23 protein-coding genes are annotated in these 21,576 nt (G+C 66.9%); 11 read left to right on the top strand and 12 right to left on the bottom strand.

Going from position 1 to position 21,576, the window contains the following annotated elements:
* Nucleotide 1: 1 nt before the first annotated feature.
* Nucleotides 2-1,186, top strand: coding sequence for an acetate kinase (locus NFW05_RS03910; protein WP_295302929.1), 1,185 nt, complete (start codon nucleotides 2-4; stop codon nucleotides 1,184-1,186).
* Nucleotides 1,187-1,208: 22 nt separating this feature from the next.
* On the opposite strand, the gene NFW05_RS03905 is transcribed toward NFW05_RS03910, so the two are convergent.
* Nucleotides 1,209-1,493 (bottom strand): hypothetical protein, encoded by a 285-nt coding sequence (locus NFW05_RS03905; protein ID WP_295302928.1) that lies wholly within the window; start codon nucleotides 1,491-1,493, stop codon nucleotides 1,209-1,211.
* A gap of 467 nt (nucleotides 1,494-1,960) precedes the next feature.
* On the opposite strand from NFW05_RS03905, the gene NFW05_RS03900 reads away from it, so the two are divergent.
* A complete protein-coding gene (locus NFW05_RS03900) occupies nucleotides 1,961-4,696 on the top strand; it encodes a pitrilysin family protein (protein ID WP_295302927.1) in 2,736 nt (911 codons plus the stop codon).
* A gap of 54 nt (nucleotides 4,697-4,750) precedes the next feature.
* Here NFW05_RS03900 and mscL read toward each other — a convergent pair whose 3' ends face one another.
* Complete coding sequence (mscL, locus tag NFW05_RS03895) at nucleotides 4,751-5,191, bottom strand: large conductance mechanosensitive channel protein MscL (protein ID WP_295302926.1); 441 nt, start codon at nucleotides 5,189-5,191, stop codon at nucleotides 4,751-4,753.
* Nucleotides 5,192-5,290: 99 nt separating this feature from the next.
* Entirely contained in the window at nucleotides 5,291-6,448 is a 1,158-nt protein-coding gene (locus NFW05_RS03890) for a pyridoxal phosphate-dependent aminotransferase (protein WP_295302925.1), read from the bottom strand.
* A 142-nt stretch (nucleotides 6,449-6,590) separates the two neighbouring features.
* On the opposite strand from NFW05_RS03890, the gene NFW05_RS03885 reads away from it, so the two are divergent.
* Nucleotides 6,591-7,667 (top strand): poly(3-hydroxybutyrate) depolymerase, encoded by a 1,077-nt coding sequence (locus tag NFW05_RS03885; protein ID WP_295302924.1) that lies wholly within the window; start codon nucleotides 6,591-6,593, stop codon nucleotides 7,665-7,667.
* Nucleotides 7,668-7,721: 54 nt separating this feature from the next.
* Here NFW05_RS03885 and NFW05_RS03880 read toward each other — a convergent pair whose 3' ends face one another.
* The 4 genes from NFW05_RS03880 to NFW05_RS03865 all read right to left on the bottom strand — a co-directional run bounded on the left by NFW05_RS03880 (nucleotide 7,722) and on the right by NFW05_RS03865 (nucleotide 10,518).
* The gene (locus NFW05_RS03880) at nucleotides 7,722-8,159 is read right to left on the bottom strand and encodes a hypothetical protein (RefSeq protein WP_295302923.1); all 438 of its coding nucleotides are present in this window, start codon (nucleotides 8,157-8,159) and stop codon (nucleotides 7,722-7,724) included.
* A gap of 12 nt (nucleotides 8,160-8,171) precedes the next feature.
* Nucleotides 8,172-8,567, bottom strand: a complete 396-nt coding sequence (locus NFW05_RS03875; protein WP_295302922.1) for a CBS domain-containing protein — start codon at nucleotides 8,565-8,567, stop codon at nucleotides 8,172-8,174.
* A 98-nt stretch (nucleotides 8,568-8,665) separates the two neighbouring features.
* On the bottom strand, nucleotides 8,666-9,013 hold the full coding sequence (locus NFW05_RS03870; protein ID WP_295302921.1) for a transcriptional regulator: 348 nt from the start codon (nucleotides 9,011-9,013) through the stop codon (nucleotides 8,666-8,668).
* Nucleotides 9,010-10,518: a DUF1538 domain-containing protein gene (locus tag NFW05_RS03865; RefSeq protein WP_295302920.1), complete on the bottom strand. Its 1,509-nt coding sequence runs from the start codon at nucleotides 10,516-10,518 to the stop codon at nucleotides 9,010-9,012. Before NFW05_RS03865 ends, NFW05_RS03870 begins: the two co-directional genes overlap by 4 nt.
* A gap of 441 nt (nucleotides 10,519-10,959) precedes the next feature.
* Here NFW05_RS03865 and NFW05_RS03860 point away from each other — a divergent pair, with 441 nt between their 5' ends.
* The 3 genes from NFW05_RS03860 to NFW05_RS03850 all read left to right on the top strand — a co-directional run bounded on the left by NFW05_RS03860 (nucleotide 10,960) and on the right by NFW05_RS03850 (nucleotide 14,780).
* Nucleotides 10,960-12,420: a potassium transporter TrkG gene (locus NFW05_RS03860; RefSeq protein ID WP_295302919.1), complete on the top strand. Its 1,461-nt coding sequence runs from the start codon at nucleotides 10,960-10,962 to the stop codon at nucleotides 12,418-12,420.
* A gap of 494 nt (nucleotides 12,421-12,914) precedes the next feature.
* Entirely contained in the window at nucleotides 12,915-14,342 is a 1,428-nt protein-coding gene (locus NFW05_RS03855) for a citrate transporter (RefSeq protein ID WP_295302918.1), read from the top strand.
* Between the two features lie 12 nt (nucleotides 14,343-14,354).
* Complete coding sequence (locus NFW05_RS03850) at nucleotides 14,355-14,780, top strand: universal stress protein (RefSeq protein WP_295302917.1); 426 nt, start codon at nucleotides 14,355-14,357, stop codon at nucleotides 14,778-14,780.
* A 200-nt stretch (nucleotides 14,781-14,980) separates the two neighbouring features.
* On the opposite strand, the gene NFW05_RS03845 is transcribed toward NFW05_RS03850, so the two are convergent.
* Complete coding sequence (locus tag NFW05_RS03845; RefSeq protein WP_295302916.1) at nucleotides 14,981-15,673, bottom strand: zeta toxin family protein; 693 nt, start codon at nucleotides 15,671-15,673, stop codon at nucleotides 14,981-14,983.
* Nucleotides 15,670-15,855, bottom strand: a complete 186-nt coding sequence (locus tag NFW05_RS03840) for a hypothetical protein (protein ID WP_295302915.1) — start codon at nucleotides 15,853-15,855, stop codon at nucleotides 15,670-15,672. Before NFW05_RS03840 ends, NFW05_RS03845 begins: the two co-directional genes overlap by 4 nt.
* 167 nt (nucleotides 15,856-16,022) lie before the next feature.
* Here NFW05_RS03840 and NFW05_RS03835 point away from each other — a divergent pair, with 167 nt between their 5' ends.
* On the top strand, nucleotides 16,023-17,267 hold the full coding sequence (locus NFW05_RS03835; protein WP_295302914.1) for a cyclopropane-fatty-acyl-phospholipid synthase family protein: 1,245 nt from the start codon (nucleotides 16,023-16,025) through the stop codon (nucleotides 17,265-17,267).
* A gap of 97 nt (nucleotides 17,268-17,364) precedes the next feature.
* On the top strand, nucleotides 17,365-18,162 hold the full coding sequence (locus tag NFW05_RS03830) for an alpha/beta hydrolase (RefSeq protein WP_295302913.1): 798 nt from the start codon (nucleotides 17,365-17,367) through the stop codon (nucleotides 18,160-18,162).
* 26 nt (nucleotides 18,163-18,188) lie between these two features.
* Here the strand turns inward: NFW05_RS03830 and NFW05_RS03825 are convergent, their stop codons facing one another.
* Nucleotides 18,189-18,659: a transcriptional repressor gene (locus NFW05_RS03825; RefSeq protein ID WP_295302912.1), complete on the bottom strand. Its 471-nt coding sequence runs from the start codon at nucleotides 18,657-18,659 to the stop codon at nucleotides 18,189-18,191.
* Nucleotides 18,660-18,886: 227 nt separating this feature from the next.
* On the opposite strand from NFW05_RS03825, the gene NFW05_RS03820 reads away from it, so the two are divergent.
* The 3 genes from NFW05_RS03820 to NFW05_RS03810 all read left to right on the top strand — a co-directional run bounded on the left by NFW05_RS03820 (nucleotide 18,887) and on the right by NFW05_RS03810 (nucleotide 20,401).
* The gene (locus NFW05_RS03820) at nucleotides 18,887-19,807 is read left to right on the top strand and encodes a metal ABC transporter substrate-binding protein (protein WP_295302911.1); all 921 of its coding nucleotides are present in this window, start codon (nucleotides 18,887-18,889) and stop codon (nucleotides 19,805-19,807) included.
* Nucleotides 19,808-19,881: 74 nt separating this feature from the next.
* Entirely contained in the window at nucleotides 19,882-20,103 is a 222-nt protein-coding gene (locus tag NFW05_RS03815) for a DUF2796 domain-containing protein (protein WP_295302910.1), read from the top strand.
* 10 nt (nucleotides 20,104-20,113) lie between these two features.
* The gene (locus tag NFW05_RS03810) at nucleotides 20,114-20,401 is read left to right on the top strand and encodes a hypothetical protein (protein WP_295302909.1); all 288 of its coding nucleotides are present in this window, start codon (nucleotides 20,114-20,116) and stop codon (nucleotides 20,399-20,401) included.
* Between the two features lie 154 nt (nucleotides 20,402-20,555).
* Here the strand turns inward: NFW05_RS03810 and NFW05_RS03805 are convergent, their stop codons facing one another.
* The gene (locus NFW05_RS03805; protein WP_295302908.1) at nucleotides 20,556-20,861 is read right to left on the bottom strand and encodes a hypothetical protein; all 306 of its coding nucleotides are present in this window, start codon (nucleotides 20,859-20,861) and stop codon (nucleotides 20,556-20,558) included.
* Nucleotides 20,862-20,867: 6 nt separating this feature from the next.
* The gene (locus NFW05_RS03800) at nucleotides 20,868-21,269 is read right to left on the bottom strand and encodes a TM2 domain-containing protein (RefSeq protein WP_295302907.1); all 402 of its coding nucleotides are present in this window, start codon (nucleotides 21,267-21,269) and stop codon (nucleotides 20,868-20,870) included.
* Nucleotides 21,270-21,576: the final 307 nt, after the last annotated feature.

The raw sequence follows: 21,576 nt of genomic DNA, 5'->3' as shown, positions 1-21,576 counted from the left end.
AATGGACAAGGCGATACTGGTTCTCAACGCGGGGTCGTCGAGCATCAAGTTCTCGATTTTCGTGGTTCCCGAAGCGGGCGAGCTGCGCGCGATCGCCAGCGGTCAGGTCGAGGGACTGGGCACCGCACCGCGGCTCAAGGCCAGAGACGGCAGCGGCCAGAGCATCGCCGAAAAGTCATGGGACACCAGCGAGGTGGCGACCCATGCGCAGGCGCTGCAGCGAATCGCCGAGTTGCTGCGCTCGCGTTTCGACGGCGGGATGCTCGCCGGAGTCGGGCATCGCGTCGTCCATGGCGGCGCCGATTACTCGGCGCCGGCGCTGATCAGCGAAGCGGTGATCAGCCGGCTCGAAGCCTTCGTGCCGCTGGCGCCGCTGCATCAGCCGCACAACCTCGCGGCGATCCGCGCCGTCCAGGAGGTTCAACCCGACCTGCCGCAGGTCGCCTGTTTCGACACGGCGTTCCACCGCACGCAGGACACGGTCGGTCAACTCTACGGCCTGCCCTGGGAGTACTACGAGCGCGGCGTCCGCCGGTACGGCTTCCACGGCCTGTCGTACGAATACATCGCCGCGACGCTGCCGGCAGTCGCTCCCGAAGTCGCCGACGGCCGCGTCGTCGTCGCGCACCTCGGCAGCGGCGCGAGCATGTGCGCGCTCGATCACGGGCACAGCGTCGGCAGCTCGATGGGCTTCACCGCGCTCGACGGGCTGATGATGGGCACAAGACCCGGCAACATCGACCCGGGAATCGTCCTCTACCTGCTGCAGCAGGAGGGTCTCTCGGCGAAGCAGATCGAAGACCTGCTCTACAAGCGTTCAGGCCTGCTCGGCCTCTCGGGAATCGGCAACGACATGCGCGTGCTGCTGGCCAGCGACGCGCCGCGCGCAAGGCTGGCGATCGAGCACTTCGTCTACCGCATCAACCGCGAGCTCGGCGCGCTGGCCGCGGTGCTCGGCGGACTCGACGCGCTGGTGTTCACCGCCGGGATCGGTGAAAACAGCGCGCGGATCCGCCAGCTCGTCTGCGATAAGGCACGCTGGCTGGGCATCGAGCTCGACGAAGCGGCCAACGAGCGGGGCGACGCGCGGATCACCCGCGCCGACAGTCGCTGCTCGGTGTGGGTCGTGCCGACCAACGAGGAACTGATGATCGCGCGGCACACGCGCCGCTTGCTCGGGCTCTGACGCGGCAGCCGCGGGGTGCCGATCAGCCCGACTTCTCGTTCTCGAGCGCCCGGGCGGTGATCTCCTGGTAGAGGGTGGCCATCTTCGAGACCACCTCCTGGTACTCGGGGTGGCGTTCGAGGAAGGGAGTGATCTCCTGGGTGTCGGCGAAGACGCGCTCGAGGAAGGCAATATCAAGGTCGTCCAGGCACCCGCCGGCGTCGACCTTGGCCTTCAGATCGAGGGCCCTGGGCAGCCGCTCCTTTTCCATCCGCTGCAGAAGGACTGTCGCGATGCCGACCTCCTGATCCCGGGTTTGCTGACTCATGGCAAGATTCCTTTCCTCAATGACGATGGCTCCGGGACGCAGCGGCTCCGCCGGTCTGGCGGGCGCGGGCCCGAGCGGCCAATGATGCCACAAAGGCCGGGGCAGCGGATGGATGGCCGAAACCAGGCCGGGCGTCGGTCGGAGCTGCGCGGCCGAGGACCATCCGGCGGGAGTCCGGATGCGGCCAGTTCGCTGGCTGGCGGCTCGTGCGGAATGCCGGCAGCAACGCGTGCACCAGGCAAGCACACGCCGTTACACAAAGACAACAGACCGGTCGGCTGCCGCTGGCTAGAATTCGTCCCGTCTCTGCCAGGCTATCCCCCCTCCTCTGCTTGGCACTGACGGCAGCACCCGGCCCGCCCAGCCCCTCCCTCTGAGCGGGCCGTTCTCTTTCTGCCCCTGCCGGGCTTCGTCCCCGGCTCCTCCCGATCGGGACCCACGACCGCTCTTCCGGAGTGTGCCGCGCGATGAACCAGTCGATCAACGTCCTGGGCTGGCTGCTGACCTGGCTTGTGCTGGCCTTCGCTCCGGCGTCGGCGAGCGCTCAGGCGTCGACGACGCCGCCGACCGGCGTGACCCGGGTCACCACCGTCGAGGGCATCACCGAGTACCGCCTGGCCAACGGGCTCCGGGTGATCCTGTTCCCGGACTCGAGCCGACCGACCGCGACGGTGAACATCACCTATCTCGTCGGATCGCGTCACGAGAACTACGGCGAGACCGGCATGGCGCATCTGCTCGAGCACCTGCTGTTCAAGGGTTCGAAGCGTTTCCCCAACCCGGACAAGGACTTCGAGGCTGGCGGATTCCACGTCAACGGCACGACCTGGCTCGACCGGACGAACTATTACCTGAGCTTCACGGCCAGCGACGAGAAGTTGCGCTGGGCGCTGGCCTGGACCGCCGACGCGATGGTCAACTCGTTCATCGCGCGCAAGGACCTCGACAGCGAGATGAGCGTCGTGCGCAACGAGTTCGAGATCGCCGAGAACGACCCGGGAAGCGTCATGCAGAAGCGTATGCAGTCGCTGCTCTTCGACTGGCACAACTACGGCAACGCGACGATCGGGGCGCGCAGCGACATCGAGAACGTGCGCATCGAGAACCTCCAGGCCTTCTACCGCAGGTATTACCAGCCGGACAACGCCGTACTGACGGTGGCCGGCCGCTTCGACGAAGCAAAGGCCCTGCGCTGGGTCGTCGCCGCCTTCGGAAGAATCCCGCGACCGGTCCGCAGCCTGATCCCGCAGTGGACGGTCGAACCGACCGCCGACGGTGAGCGCCAGTTCGTCGTCCGGCGCAAGGGCGAGGTGCAGATCGTCGCCGTCGGCTACCGGACGCCGTCGGGCCTCCACCCCGATGCAGAAGCACTTGAAATGGCCAGCCAAGTGCTTGGTGACACGCCGAACGGGCGCCTCTACCACGCGCTCGTCAAACCCGGGCTGGCCAGCCATGTCTTTGCCTACAACGTCGACGCCAGGGAGCCCGGCTTCGCGGTCTTCGGAGCGATCGTTGGCAAGGGCGAGTCGATCGAACGAGTACGCGAGCGCCTGATCGAGGTGGTCGAAGATGACTTCGCGCGTGAGCCGGTGACGGCCAGCGAACTGGCGCGGGTGGTCGACGAAGCGCGGACGGCGCACGAACGTGCGCTGGCCGATCCTGAGGATTTCGCCATCCTGCTCTCCGAGTACATCGCACTCGGCGACTGGCGACTTTTCTTCCTCGCCCGCGAGCAGCTCGAACGGATCCGGCCCGAGCAGCTCGACGCAGCAGTCGGCCGCTACTTCGTCCGCGACAATCGCGTGCTCGGCAGCTTCATCCCCGACGACTCCCCCCGGCGCGCTGTCGTCCCGGTCGCCCCGGCGCCGGCCGAACGGCTCGCTGGCTTCAGGGCCAACGAAAAGGGCGACTCGGGCGAGGCTTTCGACTCGTCGTACGAGAACCTCGACCGGCGGACACGCATCGAGACGATCGGCGACCTGAAACTCGCCCTGCTGCCGAAAAGGAACCGTGGCCAGACGGTCAACGTGGCGATCAGCTTTCGCTGGGGCGACGAGCGCTCGCTGAGCAGCCGCGGCCTCAGCGGCAGCCTCGCGGTGGCGATGCTCAGCCGCGGGACCCGGCAACTGAGTCGCCAGCAGATCGCCGACGAGATCATCCGTCTGAAGATGCGCGGCGGGCTGACGCAGTTCGAAACGACTCGCGAGAAGCTGCCCGAGGCGCTCCGCCTCGTCGCCCATATCTACCACGAGGCGAGCTTTCCGCCGGCCGAGTTCGATGAACTCCGCCGGCAGACTCTGACCGCGCTTCAGGCGCAACTCGACAGCCCGGAGGACCTCTCGGCCGACGCATTGCTCACCCACTTCAACACCTACCCACCCGGCGATCCGCGCCACTACACTCCGCTCGACGAGCGGATCGCGCAGTTGCGCAGCGTCAGTCTCGACGACGTGCTCGCCTACCGGCGCGAGCTGATCGGCACGGCGCGTGGCGAGATCGCCATCGTCGGCGACTTCGACGAGGCCCCGGTAGTCGACGAGATCCGCCGGCTTTTCGCCAGCCAGCCTTCGCCGTCGGCGTATGGACGCGTCGAACGCGCGTACCGCGAGGTCCCGGCGGCGCGGATGGTCATCGACACCCCGGACAAGGAGAGCGCGATCATTCGCGCCCGGATCGACCTGCCGCTGCGCGACGACGACGAGGATATGCCGGCGCTGCTGCTCGCCAACCACGTCTTTGGCGGCAGCGGTGGGCTGACCAACCGGCTGATGGACCGGCTGCGCCAGAAGGACGGGCTGAGTTACAGCGTCGGGTCGAGCCTCAGCCTCGGGTCGCGGCAGCGGTTGTCGACCTGGACGCTGGCGGCGATGGTCGCACCGCAGAATGCCGCGCGCGCCGAGAAGGCGATCTTCGAGGAGCTGCAGCGCGCGCGTCGCGACGGCTTCACGGCCGAGGAGATCGCCCAGGCCAAGAAGAGCATCGTCGACGCGCGAGCGATCGCGCGCGCCGACGACAGCACCGTCGCCTCGCGCTGGACTTCCCTACTCGACCTCGGGCGGACCTGGGAACTGGCCAGGGAGCGCGAAGCCCGGTTGCTGGCCACCCGCCCCGAGCAGGTCAATGCCGCCTTCCGCAAGTACATCGACTCCGACCGGCTGACGGTGGTCATCGCCGCCGATCCGGGCAAGCGACAGGCGGACTGACGCGGCCCCTGGCCCCGCGTCGCCTGCCGCAGACGCTGGCACGCGGCGCGTCGGCTACTTCTTCAGACTGTCGCGGATCTCGCGCAGGAGCAGGACTTCCTCGGCGGGTTGGGGTTCCGGCTCCGGAGCCGGCGGCGCGGCGGCCTCGCTCTTCCTGAGCCGATTGACCTGCTTGACCATGATGAAGATGATGAACGCGAGGATCACGAAGTTGACCAGGATGGTCAGGAAATTGCCATAGGCAAAGACCGGCACCTGGGCTTTCCTCAGCGCGTCGAGCGTCCTCGCCGTGCCCTCGGGAATCGTCCCGAGGACCAGAAACATCCCGGAAAAGTCGAGCCTGCCGCCCATGATCCAGGCGATGAACGGCATGATCAGGTCGCCGACGACCGACTCGACGATCCTTCCGAAGGCCCCGCCGATGATCACGCCGACGGCGAGATCCATGACGTTGCCCTTCATGGCAAATTCCTTGAATTCCTGCAGCATGCTCATCGTCTTCCTCGCTTTCGGTGTGCTCGAGTTGGGGTGGGATGGGGATCCTTGGCCGATTATAGGAGCAGTCCCCGCCGACTGTGAAGCGGGAACGGTCGCCTACACCCTGCGCAGTCGCTCACCGGCTGCGGCGAGCGTCGCTTCCTGCTTGGCGAAACAGAAGCGCACGACGCGCTCGTCGTGACCGTCGTGGTAGAAGGCCGAGACCGGGATCGCCGCGACCCCGGCCTCGCAGGCCAGCCAGCGGACGAATTCGCGGTCGGGCAGATCGGCTATACGGCGGTAGCTGGCCAGCTGAAAGTAGGTTCCGCGGCAGGGCAGACAGGTGAAGCGCGAGCCGCCGAGTTCGCGGCGGAAGCACTCACGTCTCGCTTCGTAGAACGCGGCCAGCGCGAGATGGCGCGACGCGTCGCCCATGTACTCGGCGATCGCCACCTGGCACGGCGTGTTGACCGTGAACACGTTGAACTGGTGAACCTTGCGGAACTCGCTGGTCAGCTCGGCAGCGCCGAGCACGTAGCCGACCTTCCAGCCGGTGATGTGATAGGTCTTTCCGAACGACGAGACGACGAGGCTCCTCGCCGCCAGCTCCGGATTGCCGGCGACGCTCCGATGCACGGCGCCGTCGAAGACGATGTGTTCGTACACCTCGTCGGCGAGGACGACGATGTCCGTGTCGCGGGTCAGATCGGCGAGCCGCGCCAGGTCTGTAGCGTCGAGCAGACTGCCGGTCGGATTGTGCGGCGAATTGACGACGATCATCCGCGTGCGCGGGCCGATCAGCGCGGCCACTTCCTCCCAGTCGGGCCGATACTCGGGAAAGCGCAGGCGTGTATGGACCGCGCGCCCGCCAACCGTCTCGATCGCCGGGACGTAGCTGTCGTAGACCGGCTCGAAGACGATCACTTCGTCGCCGGGACGAACGAAGGCGGCGATCGCCGTGAAGATCGCCTGAGTCGCCCCGGCGGTGACGGTGATCTCGCTCTCCGGATCATAGGCGGCCCCGTACAGCGCGGCCACCTTGGCAGCGATCGCCAGGCGCAGCTCGGGGACTCCGGCCATCGGCGGATACTGGTTCCTGCCTTCGCGCATCGCCCGCGCTGCGGCGTCGAACAGCGACGGCTCGGCCTGAAAGTCCGGGAAACCTTGCGAGAGGTTGATTGCCCCGCAGTCGGCGGCGAGCTTGGACATGACCGTGAAGATGGTCGTCCCGACCCACGGGAGCTTCGAGTCGATGGCGACGGTGGACGTGTACATGGCGGGCCTTTTCGCAGCGGTCAATGGGAAGCGGCAGTTTAGGGAGCAGCGGCCGGCGAAACAAGGCGCAGCGGTGCGCAAAGTCTGCTAGCATCATCCGCTGATCTCGTCTTACCTGCCTGCCGCGTCACGGCAACCCGACATGAGCCCGGCCAACCGCTGTCCGGCGAGCGCGCGCATCGTGCTCGCGGCCCTCTGCCTGAGCCACGGACTGGCCAGCGCCGCTCCGGCGCTGCCCGCGCTGGCTGCCGACCCGCGCGGTCTGACCGTCTCGGGCGTGTCCTCGGGCGCCTACCTGGCCGTCCAGTTCCAGGTCGCCCACTCGCGGCTCGTCTCCGGCGCCGGGATCATCGCCGGCGGACCCTACGGCTGTGCCGGTGGCTCGATCTGGCGGGCACTGACGAGCTGCATGGCGCCTTCTTCCTGGGCACCGCTGCCGACGGTGGCCGAGCTGCGCGCAAACGCCGAAGCGCTGGCCCGCGGACGACGGATCGACCCGCTCGACGACCTGCGCGACGATCGGGTCTGGCTGCTCTCGGGAGGCAGGGACCGGACGGTCGCGCCTGAGGTCGTCGACCGCCTCGCGGCGTTCTACGCCGAATGGCTGCCACCCCGATCGATCGAGTCGCTGCACGTCGCCGACGCCGCACACGCGATGATCTCGGTCGCCGATCCGCTGGCCACGGCCTGCGACCAGCTCCAGGCGCCGTACATCAACCGCTGCGGCGACCTCGACGCGGCCGGCCAGATGCTCGCCTGGATGCTCGGCCGGTTACAGCCACGCGTCGCCGATCCGACCGGCGAGACGATCGCCTTCGACCAGCGACCGTTCGTCAAAGGCAAGGCGATCGACGCCAGCCTCGCTGACGACGGCTACGTCTATGTCCCGACCGTCTGCCGCAGCGCGAGCTGCCGCGTGCATGTCGTCTTTCACGGCTGCCGCCAGAGCGCCGGGCAGATCGGCAGGCGCTTCGTCGACGGCGCCGGTTACAACAACTGGGCCGACCACAACCGGTTGATCGTCCTCTACCCGCAGACGACGGCGCGCTACGGACCAGCGATCGGCTCCTGGAAATGGCTGAGCAACCCCTTCGCCTGCTGGGACTGGTGGGGTTATTCGGGTGAGGATTACGCGACCCGCGACGGCCGACAGATCAGCGCCGTCCGGGCAATGATCGAGCGGCTCACCGAGCCACGGGAAGCACCGCCGACGCGCTGACCACGCACCGTTTCCCGTTCCCCTTGCCCGGGACCGGCGATCGCCCGCCGGCGTTTACTCGTAGACGGCGATCTGCAGCGCTGCCATCTCCTTGTAGAGCAGCGGCAGCGGTGGCCGGCTCGAAGCGGTGAGGATCCGCGTTCCGCTCGGGTAGATCAGGTGATAGCTCAGGAACATGTGCACTTCTTCTCTGGACAGGAGCAACTCCCTCAGCGCTGCATAACCGGCGTGTCTGAGCACGCCCGCCTCGCTGAACTCGCGGCCGTTGAGACGGATCGATTGCGGCCGGAATTCGATGTCGGGCTTGCGCTCGGCGAGCAGTTCGCGCATCAGCCGGTGACGGACCTCCGGCAGGAGGATCACGCCGACGCTCTCGCTACCGACGAGCCACTCGACGGCCCGGCCCTCGCCGCCCGGATCCGGCTGGTGATCTCCGAAGGCCTGGCACCAGCGCGGAAAATACGCCGAATAACGACGAACGATCCTGTCCACCCGAACTCTTTCCTAGCGTCCGCTGATCGCCCGCTCGATCAGGCTGCCGACGACGTCGGTATCCGACACGAAGCCCTGCAGTTCGTTGTTGTCGATGACCAACACGCTCTTCACCGAGTACTGGATCATCAGGCGAGCCAGATAGCGCACCTCGAGATGTTGCGAGACCTGCAATGCCGGCTTCTGGGCGATGTCGTAGACGTTGAGCAGGTCGATGTCGCCATCGTCGGCGATCACCGCCCGGGCGACGTCGCGGTAGGCGATCAGCCCGTACGCGTCGCCGGCGTGACGCTTCTCGACGACCAGCGACTTGACGCCGCGCTCCTTCATCAGCATCAACGCCTCGCGGACGGTGGCCAGCGGGCTGATCGTGACCACCTTGCGCTTCATGATTCCGGCAACCAGCATGGCAATGGATCCTCAAACTCTGTCAGTCAATCGGTCGTGCGGCCAGGTTGTCGACCCGGCTGCTCGTCTCGGCGGCGGGTCCGGGCGCGGACCCCCGCTCACAGTTCCCCCTCGACTTCGCGCCGGAAGGCCTCCATCTGTTCGAGCCCGATGCCGACGACGCTGCCGACCGGCAGCGAGAAAGCCAGCCCTCCGCCCGGCAGATCGAGCTTCATCTCGATCTTGACCGCCCGGAGGATACGCATCGCCAGCTGTTTCTCGACGACGCAGACGAGGACCGATTCCTTGCGCTCCAGCCCAAGCCCGAGGAAGGTCTTGCGCTCGTTGTGGCGCAGTCCCTTGCTCTTGAGGATGGTGATTCCGGTCGCCCCGGCCTGCTTGACGATCTCGACCGCCCGGTTCTCGTCTTCTTCCGGAACGATGACCACTACCGCCGAAAACTTCATTCTCCCTCCTCCCCAGCAGTTCTTCGTGTGCGCAGCATCCAGGTGGCCAGCATGCCATAGGCCATGACGATGATCATCGGCAGCAGCGAAGCGAAGGCGATCAGCCCGAAGCCGTCGATCATCGGGTCCCGCCCCGGGGTCCGCTCGGCCAGACCGACGCCGAGCGCAGTGACCAGCGGGACGGTCACCGTCGACGTCGTCACCCCCCCGCAGTCGAAGGCGATCGGCACGATGAAGCGCGGAGCGACGACGGCCATCGCCAGCACGAGCAGGTAGCCCGGAATCAGCCAGTAGGCGATGTTCGTACCGTGGAGGATCCGCGCGCAGCCGATGACGATGCCGATGCCGACGCCGATCGACACCAGGCAGCGCAGCCAGAAGCCGTCGAGTTGACCGAGGCTGACCTCGTCGGCCTTGATCGACAGGGCGATCAGCGCCGGCTCGGCCATCGTCGTCGCGAAGCCGATCAGGAAACCGTACAGGTGGATCGCCCAGATCGCCACGCCGTCGCGCATCAGCCCGTTGGTCATCTCGTCGCCGAGCGGGAAGAGGCCGACCTGCAACCCTTCGTCGAAGAGGAAAAGACCGACCGCCACGAGCACCATGCCCACCGCCAGTCCTTTCGGATCGGCGAGCGGCCGTCTGAGGATCACGAAACTCGAGAACAGCACGACCGCGATGATCGGCAGCAGGTTCCTGACCATGATCAGGAAGTCGATCAGCATCTCGACGGCGACGTACTGATGCTGGTCGTCGCTGGGCATCATGACCACCGGCGTGCCGGCCGCCGGAGGCTCGAAGAAAACGATTCCGTAGAGCTGGATGATGACCATCGGCGCCAGGGCACCGAAGGCGATCAGCCCGAAGCCGTCGAGCAGCGGATTGCGGCCGCGGATGCTCGTCGCCAGCCCGACGCCGAGCGCGGTGAGCAGCGGCGCGGTGACCGTGGACGCGACGACACCGCCCGAATCGAAGGCCAGGCCGACCAGTTGCGGCGGCGCCAACCAGGTCAGCGCGATGACCACCAGATAGCCCGGGACGAGGTAGCTGCCGATCGAGTCGCCGGCGACGATCCGCCAGACTCCGCCGACGACCGCCAGGCCGACGCCGAGCCCGGCGACGAGACGCAGCGTCAGCGCGCCCATGCTGCCCCCCGAAACCACCTCGGCCTTGTAGGCGACGGCCATCAGCGCCGGTTCGGCGGCGACCGAAGCGAAGCTGATGCAGAAAGCGAAGAGCATCAGCCAGACGAAGGAGCCGCGCCGTGCGAAGTCGAAAGCCATCGTCTCGCCGGCCGGGAAGATCGCCGCGTCGAGGCCCTTGACGAACAGCGCGAGACCGACCAGCACGACGGCGAAGCCGCCGATCAGTCCGCCGGGGCTGTCGGGCAGGCGCTGGATGAAGAAAGCCTGGAAGAGGGCGACGACGATCAGCGTCGGTGCAAGGTCGCGCGACGCCTCGTGGAGCAGTTCGCGCGCGACACGGGAGACCGAGCCGAGCATCATCCGCCTTCGGGGCTGAAGCCCGTGACGAGCGCTCCCGGGCTTGGCGCCCCTGGCGCCCACGCCTCGCTCGAACGGGCACGAGCCCACCCATCGACCCTCGCCACCCGACGCCGGATTGCCCGGCGACGGCCTGGCGACCGACCAGAGTCGTGCCGACCGCGATCGGCAGCGTCCAGTTTGCCGACTCCTTGGACGCACACCGGTGGGAGCGCCTTCGCTCCGTCGTGCGGGGGGCCGGATTGACGCCTCTGGCAGCAAACGGCGATACTTGCCTGGTTCATGTAAAAATATGTTACCGGCAAATCCCCGGCAAGTCCATACGCCCCCACCTCGACGACACCCGATGGTCGTCGCCGCGGCCCACGGTTCGGGCCGGGCGGGAGAGCGGCCGCCAGGCGCGGGACGATGCCGGCAAACTCCAACCCTGACGCCCGACCACCGATGATCAGCCGTTTTGCACCGGTCCTGTACATTCTCGGCATCCTCGTCGCCGGCTTCGGCGCGCTGATGCTCATCCCGCTGAGCGTCTCGTGGCTGACCGACGACGGCGCACACAGCGCGTACGACGAGGCGGTCCTGATCACCCTGACCTGCGGAGCGCTGCTTTCGCTGTCGGTTCGCCGACACCAGCGTGAGATGCGCGTGCGCGAGAGCTTTCTGCTCGTCGCGCTGATCTGGTCGCTGCTCCCCGCCTTCGGTGCGCTACCGCTGTACCTGCAGATTGCCGGACTGTCGTGGACCGACGCCTACTTCGAAGCCGTCTCTGGGCTCACCGCGACCGGAGCGACGGTGCTCTCGGGGCTCGACGAGCTGCCGCTGTCGATCAATTTCTGGCGCACGTTCATGCACTGGGTCGGCGGACTCGGCGTCGTCGTCCTCGCCGTGGCCATCCTGCCGCTACTCGGCTTTGGTGGCCGGGGCATGTTCAAGGCTGAAACGCCGGGTCCGATGAAGGACTCGAAGGTCACTCCGCGGATCACCGAGACGGCCAAGGGCCTCTGGGTCGTCTACGTGATCCTGACGATCGCCTGCGCGCTCGCCCTGCACTACGCCGGCATGCCCGCGTGGGACGCGCTGATGCATGCCTTCTCGATCATGGGCCTCGGCGGCTTTTCGACCAAGGACGGCAGCCTCGGCCATTTCGACAGCCTCGAAATCGAACTCGTCGTCGTCTTCTTCGCTCTGCTCGCCGGGATCAACTTCAGCACCCACTTCCTGGCTTTTGCGAAGCGCTCGCTGCGTCCATACCGATCCGACCGCGAAGCGCATTATTTCCTCGGCTTCCTCGCGCTGAGCAGCGTCGCGCTGACCATCTACCTGCTCCCGGAGGGGATCTACGACGACTTCCTGACCACCTTCCGCTACGTCGCCTTCCACTCGGTGTCCCTGGCCACTTCGCTCGGCTTCGCGATCACCGACTACGCGCAGTGGCCGCTTTTTGCCCAACTGTGGATTCTCTTTCTCGGCAGCTTCGTCGCCTGTTCGGGATCGGCCGGCGGGGGCATCAAGATGATCCGCGCCGTCGTGCTCTACAAGCAGGTCTTCCGCGAGTTGCTGCGCGCGATGCACCCGCGCGGCCTGCACAACGTCCGTTTCGGTGACGTGGTCATGCCCGACCACGTGCTGCACGCGATCCTCGGATTCCTGTTCATCTACGTGGTCAGCATCGTCTCGCTGACCCTGCTGCTGATCGCCACGCGGCTCGACGCCATCACTGCCTTCTCGGCGATCGTGGCCTGTATCAACAACACCGGGCCGGGGCTCAACCTCGTCGGACCGACGACGACGTACGCCGTGCTCAGCGATTTCCAGACCTGGGTGTGCTGCTGGGCGATGCTCCTCGGCCGACTCGAGATCTTCACGCTGCTGGTCGTTCTGACGCCGGCCTTCTGGCGGCACTGAGGTCGGCCGGCGGTAGGCCCCGGTACGAGGCCCGGAGACGAGCAGAGCGCGACGCGCTCACCAGCAAATCTGCGCCTCCTGGATCGCTTGCGGCGTCGCGCGCGGGATCGTGAAACGGATCCCCTCGATCGCCAGCGTCGTACCGGGCTTGGGAATCTCGCGCGCGTACTCCACCGCGCGCCCCGGCGAAACTTCGCGAAGCGCCGGACGCGGATCGCCCGGAAGACCCGCTGAGCGGGCCGAACGATCCGCCGGCCGAGCATCCTGACGCACGCAAGATTCCGGCAAACCTAGCGCCGATTTCCGGCGCCTGCCAGATCACCAACCCGCCGTGGATCGACGACCCGGGCGTTTCGCTCGCTGCCTCACGGAAAGGCTCGGACGAATTCCGGGCTGCGCGGCAGGCCCTGCGCCTGGCACGGCACCGACCACTCGAGCTCGCCGGAAACTTTCGACTACAATCGCGAGCAGTCGAACTCCGCAAAGCCCGGCTCATGCTCCGCAAGCTCGCCCATCGCCTCGGACCAGCACTCTGGCTGGTACTGATCTTTTCCGCCGGCAGCGCCGAGGCCGCGACCGGCAGCGCCGGTGAAGGACCGCAGGTGCTCGGGATTCCGGTCGACTTCGTCCTCTTCGCGCTGACGCTGCTCGGCGTCGCCCTGTTCCATCACCACACGCTGCAGGTCGCGCTGACCGGGCTGATCACGATCGGCATTTACAAGCTCGCCTTCACCGGGTTCGCCGCCGGGCCGGGGCTCACCGGACTCGCCGTGCATCTGCAACACGAATGGGTGATGCTCAGCAACCTGCTCGGCCTGCTGCTCGGCTTCGCCCTGCTCGCACGTCATTTCGAGGACAGCCGGGTACCCGAAGCCCTGCCTCGGTACCTGCCGGCCGGCTGGCTCGGCGGCTTCATGCTGCTGGCGATGATCTTCGTGCTGTCGAGCTTTCTCGACAACATCGCCGCTGCGCTGATCGGCGGCACGATCGCGCGCATCGTCTTCCGGCACCGGATCCACATCGGCTACCTGGCAGCGATCGTCGCCGCGTCGAACGCCGGCGGCTCGGGCAGCGTCGTCGGCGATACGACGACGACGATGATGTGGATCGATGGCGTGAGTCCGCTCGACGTCACCCATGCCTACGTCGCCGCCGGAACCGCACTGCTGGTCAGCGGCATCGTCGCCGCGCTGCAGCAGCACCGCTACGCGCCGATCGCCGCACCCGATGGGCGGAACGAGCCGGTCGACTGGCCGCGCGTGCTGATCGTCGGCTTCATCCTGGTCGCCGCGGTGGCCACCAACGTGACGGTCAACGTCTTCTTTGCCGCGGCCTCGGACCGCTTCCCTTTCCTCGGCGCCGCGGTGTGGGTGGCCCTGCTCCTCGCCGCACCCGTGCGTCGGCCGGAGTGGCGGCTGCTCCCCGAAGCGCTCAAGGGCAGCGTCTTCCTGCTCTCGCTGGTCCTCTGTGCGTCGCTGATGCCCGTCGAGAAGCTCCCGCAGGCTTCATGGCAGACTGCGCTGGGGCTCGGCTTCGTTTCGGCGGTCTTCGACAACATCCCGCTGACCGCGCTGGCCCTCGCCCAGGGCGGCTACGACTGGGGCATGCTCGCCTACGCAGTCGGCTTCGGTGGCTCGATGATCTGGTTCGGCTCGTCGGCCGGCGTCGCGCTGGCGAACATGTTCCCGGAGGCCCGGTCGGCCGGCCGCTGGCTGGTCCACGGGTGGCACGTGACCGTCGCCTATGTGCTCGGCTTCATCGCGCTGCTGCTGATCGTCGGCTGGCAGCCTCGCCCACCGCACAAGGCGAAGCTGAGCGCGCCGACCGAGGCCAGGTTAGTCGCCCGGCCGAACGGGCCGAGTTCTCCGGGTCCGTCGACGGTCGCTCCGCGTCCGATGCTCGCCACCTCGCCGTTCAGCTGACCAGGGAAAGCCATGCTCAAGACTCTCGTCCCGTTCGACGGCTCGGAAAACGCACTGCACGCCGTCGACCACGTCGTCGCACTGATCCGCGATCAGCAAGCGATCGATCTCCATCTGCTTCACGTGCGCGAGCCGATCGATTCCTGGGAAGTTCGGCGGGTGCTGACCCCCGAGGAAATCTCGGCGCTGCAGCTCTCGGAGGGTGAGGACGTCCTGCAGGCGGCCAGAAGGCGGCTCGACGCCGCCGGAATCCGTTATACGGCCGAGGTGCTGGTCGGCGACATCGGACGAACGATCGCCAGGCGCGCGGAGGAAATCGGTTGCGACCAGATCATCATGGGCAGCCGGGGCGTCTCGGCGATCGCCGGCCTGCTCCTCGGTTCAGTGACCACGAAGGTTCTTCACTTCGCCCACATTCCGGTGACCATAGTCAGGTAGCCGGCGGGCCGGTCGACCCGGCGGGTCGCCGACCACGGACTGCCGTCGATGATCTCCGTGGCCGAGCGGCCCATGCGCGACTTGACGAGGCGAAGATGGGCGAGCCAGAGTCGGATCAGGCCGGGTGTCTTGGTCCGATTGGCGCTCTGACAGGGCGACGTCGCAGCGCTGCAGGGTGCGACGCGTCGCGCCGGCGTAGATCAGGTCTCGCCGCACAGGCGGGCCGAGAATTCTGTTCCCGGTTCCGGCGCGAGCGCCGCGGCAACCGTCGGCAGGTCGTTGGACAGCGGCGGCAGCAGACGCTGCGCGATTTCGCGAGCCCACAGGTTGATCTCGCCGTACACCTTGACCAGCCGTCCCTCCGAGGCGCGGAAAAGCAGCCGGGCACGCGCGTTATCGACCGAGTTGTCGTAGACGTAGGTCCGGTCGGCGAGCCAGGCGACGAAATAGCAGCAGGCGAGCGACCGGGTGTAGCGGGAGATGATCTTCGGAATCGGCACGTCGTGTCCGCCCTCCATCACGCGCATGGCGACGCGCTTGGCGTTGATCGACGGATCGTCGGTGCCGACGAAGAACAGGCGGATGAAGAAGCCGGCGTCGTGCGCGCGGCGGATGAAGTCGATCTTGTCCGGCGCCGAGAGCACCGTCTCGAAAGCGAGGCTCAGGCGGTTTTCGAGACAGTGCTCGCGGATCTCGGTCGCCCGCCGTGCAGCCTGGACGACCGCTTGCGGCGAGTTCCAGTCGCCGAATTCGTCGCGCGCGATGAAGTCCGGATTGACATAGACGCAGCCGCCCATCCACTCGTGCATCAGGAGTTGCTGGGTGATCGATGTCTTGCCGGAACCGTTCGGCCCGGCGACGACGATCAGCCGCGGGCGCGTCCCATTGTTCATGCCTCGGGTCGCGGCGGTGGCCGGATCGCCGTGAGTTCGGCGCGCAGGCGGAGCATCAACTGTGTTCGCGCGACCTCCGAGTGCTTCCGCGCTTCTTCGGCGACCGCTTCCATCAGTTCGTCGAGTTGTTCGTCGGACGGCTCGTGGATGATGTCGTTCAGATCGAATGGTTGCCGTAGCATCGTCTCCTCCGTGTGCACGCGCCGACCCGTCGTTTCGCGGGCGCCATGCCGATTCTAACTCAAGCTCCCGAGTCATGGCTGGTCAGCGGCGAAGCGCGAGGAGTCCATGCTAAACTGAAATGGCCCCTGTTCATGTTGCACTCTTTGCTCTGTGTGGAGGGGGATACATGCTCCTTGAAGCTCGCCTGACCCATTTCCTGCAGCAACGGCAGTCGCAGGAAATCCCCTTGCGGCTGCAGTTGTGGAACGGCCAGGAAGTGGTCCTCGGACCGGAGCCACGGGTGACGCTCCGCCTGTCTTCGCCGGCGGCGATTCCCGCGCTCGTCGCGCCGAGTCTCAACCGCCTCGCCGAGGCCTACTTCGACGGACTGATCGAGATCGACGGCAGGCTCGGCGACGTCATCCACGTCGCCGACCAGCTCACCTTCCACGGTCGCCACCGTCACGGACGGCTGCCCATGTGGCGCCACCTGCGGCACACCCGGCGGGCCGACGCCCGGGCCATCGGCTACCACTACGACGTGTCGAACGACTTCTATGGCCTCTGGCTCGACCGACAGCTCGTCTACTCCTGCGCCTATTTCCGGACCGGCGAGGAAGACATCGATACCGCCCAGGAACAGAAGCTCGAGCACATCTGCCGCAAGCTGATGCTTCGTCCCGGCGATCGCCTGCTCGACATCGGCTGCGGCTGGGGCGCGCTGGCCATCTGGGCGGCGCGTCACTACGGCGCACAGGTGACCGGAAGCACGCTGTCGCGCAATCAGCACGACTACGCTCGCGCCCGGGTCGACGACGAGGGGCTCGCCGGCCGCGTGGACATCCGGCTGCAGGACTACCGCGACGTCCCCGGCCACGAAGTCTTCGACAGGATTGCCAGCATCGGCATGTTCGAGCACGTCGGACTGGCCAAGCTGCCGGCGTATTTCTCGGTGATCCAGCGCCTGCTGCGCCCGGGCGGCTGGGTGCTCAACCACGGGATCACCTCGAGCGATCCCGACAGCCGCGAGCTGTCCAGCGGCGCCGGCGAATTCATTCGCCGCCACGTCTTCCCGGATGGTGAACTGCCGCATCTCTCGCTGGCCATCCGCGAAATCAGCCGCCAGGGACTCGAGGTCACCGACGTCGAATCGCTGCGCCCGCACTACGCGCAGACTCTCTGGCACTGGGCATCGCGTCTCGAGGCGCATCAGGCCCGGGCCGAGGCGCAGGCGGGAACGAAGCGCTACCGGATCTGGCGGCTCTACCTCGCGGGCTGTGCCTGGGCCTTCGACCACGGGTGGATCAACATCCATCAGATCCTCGCGCAGAAGCCCCCGGAAGGGGGGCAAAGCGTCGCACCCTGGACCCGCGAGCACATTTACGACCCGGCGGCGACGACTGCCCCGGCAAGGGTCAAGGCGACGACGTGACCGCAGTGCGCCAGCAGGGCGCTGGTCTGTCACAGGGATCTGAAACCGGCAGACGCCGGCCACGCGTCGGGCGAGCCGGCCGTCGTCGTGCAGCGAGATGAGCGCTCGCCGAATCCATGTCCGGCGCCGCGAGGCAGTCGGATCGACGAGGCTGCCGCCGCTCGTTTTCGTGCACGGCGGCTACGCTTCGTCGGCGTGCTGGGATGTACACTTTCTCCCCTGGTTCAGCGCACGCGGTTTCGACTGCCACGCGCCCGATCTCTCGGGCCACGGCGACAGCGAAGGCGGCGAGCGGCTCGACGCCTTCGGCCTCGACGACTACGTCGAGGACGTCGGCCAGGTCGTCGATGCCCTCGACGAAGCGCCCGTGCTGATCGGTCACTCGATGGGCAGCGTGGTCGTCGAACGCTGCCTCAAAGTGCGCCGGGCGCGGGCAGCGGTTCTCACCGCGCCGGTTCCTGCGACGGGAATTTTCGGTGCGACGGCGAGAACCGCGCTGACCAGCCCCGGGTTCTTCAGCCAGCACGCGCGCGCACTCGACGGCGAAGTCACGCCGGAAGCGGTCGAGACGCTGCGCCGCGTCTATTACTCGCCGGAGACCAGCGCCGAGGACGTGCTCCGTTTCGCGACGCTCTTCGGCGTCGAGTCGCGCCGCGCACTGCTCGACCTGACGCTGCTGCCGATGCGCTTCGCCTGGCGTCTGCCGGCCCTGCCGGTACTCGTCGTCGGCGGCGAGGCCGACGCGCTCTTTCCGGCCTCTGGACTCGACTTCATCGCCGCGCGCTGGGGGGGCGAGGTGGCCGTGATTCCTCGCGCCGGGCACACGCTGATGCTCGACGCCCACTGGCGATCGGCGGCGGAACGGATCGCCGGCTGGATCGAGGCGCGGCGGTAAGCGGACTGCCGGGGACTCCTCGGCAACTAGCGGTCGCTCGAATCCTCGTCACTCTTCGGGTGGCCCTTCAGATCGCACTTCGCACAGACGCCACTGACGTCAAGACCGACCGCCTCGAGGCGGAAACCGTTGGGCAGCTTGGGTGGCGGTGGCGGCAACTCGTCGAGGCAGAAGACGCCGCCGCAGTCGACGCAGCGGAAATGCAGGTGGCCCTCGTGGCGCTGCCGTGCGTCCGCCGCAGAGTACCGGTATACGCCGTGCGCATCGACGGCCTTGAGCGCCAGACCACCGGCGACGAGCGAATCGAGAACCCGATAGAGCGTCACGCGATCGAGTCCCTGGTGGGCGTCGGTAGTCAGCACCCGCTCGAGGTCCGCGTGACTGAGCGGCTGGCGAGCTTCCTGCAGGGCACCGAGGACGCGAAGGCGACCCGGCGTCCGCTTCAGACCCGCTGTGCGAAGCTGTCCTCCCGGGGACGAATCGTGACTACGCTCCATGATTCGATGAAAGCATTGATCGAGACCCAATGCAACACGGTTGCATTGTCGAGAACGCTGTGTTCCAATTTTCGCACGCTTGTTCAGCATGCAACAGCAGCTCGAAGAGGCCCGGCCCAAGCCATTGCGGCTCGCTCGTGATGCCGGCTGGTGATTGCCGGCAGCGTGGCTGGCGCACTTTCCACCCGCCGCGGCTCCCAAGGAAGGGCATCGGAGATGCGAACGAAATGACCAAGGGACTGATTTCTCTCGTCGCGCTGCTCGTCGGCCTGCTTGCCCTTCCGGCCTGCGCCGAACCGCTGGAGGCCGTGGCGAGCTTCAGCATTCTCGGCGATCTGGTCGAGCGGATCGGTGGCCAGCGGGTCCGGGTGCATGCCCTGGTCGGCCCCAACGCGGACGCGCACGTTTACTCCCCGACTCCAGCGGACGCCCGACGACTGGCGCGTGCGAAAGTGGTCATCGTCAACGGACTGGGCTTCGAGGGCTGGATCGATCGTCTGGTCCGCTCGGCCGGGTACCGTGGCGAAGTCGTCGTCGCCAGCCGGGGAATCACGCCGCTCCCGACAAGCGGCCAGGCCGACCGCCACGCACCAGGCAGGCGCGACGCGCACGCCCACGCCGAGGGGGTCGACCCGCACGCCTGGCAGGATCTGCGCAATGCGAAACACTATGTGCGCAACATCGCTCGGGCACTGGCCACCATCGATCCGGCCGGCAAGGGCGAGTATGAAGGCAACGCGAGTCGCCTGATCGACGAAATCGATGCGCTCGACACAGAGATCCGCCGCCAACTGGACGCCCTGCCACCCGAGCGACGCACCGTGGTCAGCTCACACGACGCTTTCGCATACTTCGCCGAGGCCTACCACGTGCGCTTCCGTTCGCCGACGGGATTCAGTACCGACGCGGAGCCCTCCGCGGCCGGCGTCGCGGCGCTGATCCGCCAGATCAAGCGTGAAAGGATTCAGGCGGTGTTCATGGAAAACATCTCCGATCCGCGGCTCGTCGAGCAGATTCGCGCCGAGACCGGAGTCCGGATCGGAGGAACGCTCTATTCCGACGCACTCTCGCCAACCGACGGACCGGCCGCAAGCTACCTGGCGATGATGCGCCACAATGCCCGGGTCTTGCTCGAGGCGTTGCGCTAGCCGCGGCCACGCCCTTCTGCCCTCCGCCGAGGAAACGAGCCCTTCAGAGCGTTGATCGCGATCAGCGTAGCGTTATGCTCCCCGGTCCCGTCCACGCGACGAACCGGGCGCATGTCCATGGGCAGGGCCAACTGGACCTGGCCATCGACCATGACCTGGTGACCATCGAGCTCGAATTGCCGCTCGAGGCGGTCGTCGGTTTCGAGCGCGCGCCGCGGAACGAGAGGGAAAGGAAGGCTGTCGCCGGCCAGCGCTCGCCGTTACTGACGCCCGCCAAGCCGGTTCTGAGCTGGTGAAACGGCTCCGGTGAGCGCGCTGGCCATTCGCGACATGGTCTTCCGCTGGCCGCGGCAGGGGGTTCCCTGTCCCGATGTCGAGCATCTCGAAATCACCGCCGGCGAGCGGGTCTTCCTGCACGGCCCCGGCGGCAGCGGCAAGAGCCCGCTGCTCGGCAGACCCGAGATGATCGTTGCGACGAGCCCTGACCGATGTATCGACGACCGGTCCGGGTCATCGGCCAAGGTCGCTTGTGGCCGCATGCTGCCTGAGGGCGGCCGAGTCGTGCCAGTGCGCCACGGAGATCACGGACCCTGAAGTTTCGACGCCACGGCCGGCTTTTCAGGGTTGGAAACTTGAGTTCGTCGGACAGCGAAGCTGCCATTCACCGCAATCTGCCGCCGGGCGGCAGCCAACCGAAACATGGACGACCTCCGACCGCGGACACTCGTACGGCGGGAATGGGTCTGCGCTACTTCAGCTCCGCCAGAAACCTCTGCCGCGCAAGCTCCAGTTCCGGCCGTGAAGAATCGTCGGCGGTGCGCAGGCAGGTGCGGTAGAAGGCGTCGAAGGCGTTCAGCACCTTCGTTTCATCGAGCTGGCGGCGCGCGCGCCCGTCTGTTTCGATGGGCAGCGGGTCGATCGGCCGGAGATCGGCGTAGCGTGGGATCAAGCGCTGGCTGCCGTCTTCCGCCGTCGCGGTGATCGGCCCCGTCTTGACGAAGACGCGGCCCTGGTATTCGAAGCGGGTCTCGACAGGGATGTCCTTGAGCTTCATGACCGATCAGTTCGCCTGGCTGGCGTTGCGCAGGGAGATCTGCTCGTTCATCGTCCAGAAATCGTACAGGACGCCGACCAGGAAGAGCCCGCCGGTAAGCAGGTAGAGGATGCCGGTCGGCCATTTGCCCTGATACATCCGGTGTACGCCGAGGACGCCGAGGAAAGTCAGCAGCAGCCAGGCGATGTTGTAGTCGATGGCCCCGGAGCGGAAGCGCAGGTCAGCTTCGTGGTCCATGCCCGGGATCAGGAAGAGGTCGATCAGCCAGCCGACGCCCAGCAGGCCGAGCGTGAAGAACCAGATCGTCCCGGTCACCGGCTTGCCGTAATAGAAGCGATGGGCGCCGAGAAAGCCGAAAAGCCAGAGCAGGTAGCCGATCAGCTTGCTGTGATTGTCTCTTTGCTGCATGTGCGTCACTCCGTACCGTCAGGTTGCTCGCCGAATGAATGCGCCCGGTCCGGCTGAATCCATCCGCTCATGGCTGGTGCCGAAGATCCGCCGGCAGCACGCAAGTATGAAAGCAGCTGGCGATTTGTGCAAAGCCGTGGCTGGCCATTTTCTTGCCGCCCTGCACACGAACGCCATCGGAAGATCGGCGGATCACGGGTGAAATCGGGGCCGGACCGCGATTCAGGGCCTCCGCACTCGGTTGTCATGGCAGTTCATGATTAGCCACAATGTTCAGCAAACCTGATCACGCGCTCTGGCCGAGGTC

The sequence above is a fragment of the Accumulibacter sp. genome (genome assembly GCF_023806625.1).
Lineage (GTDB): Bacteria > Pseudomonadota > Gammaproteobacteria > Burkholderiales > Rhodocyclaceae > Accumulibacter.
Note: the sequence above shows the minus strand (reverse complement) of the source record. Positions and strands in the feature narration are given on the sequence as shown.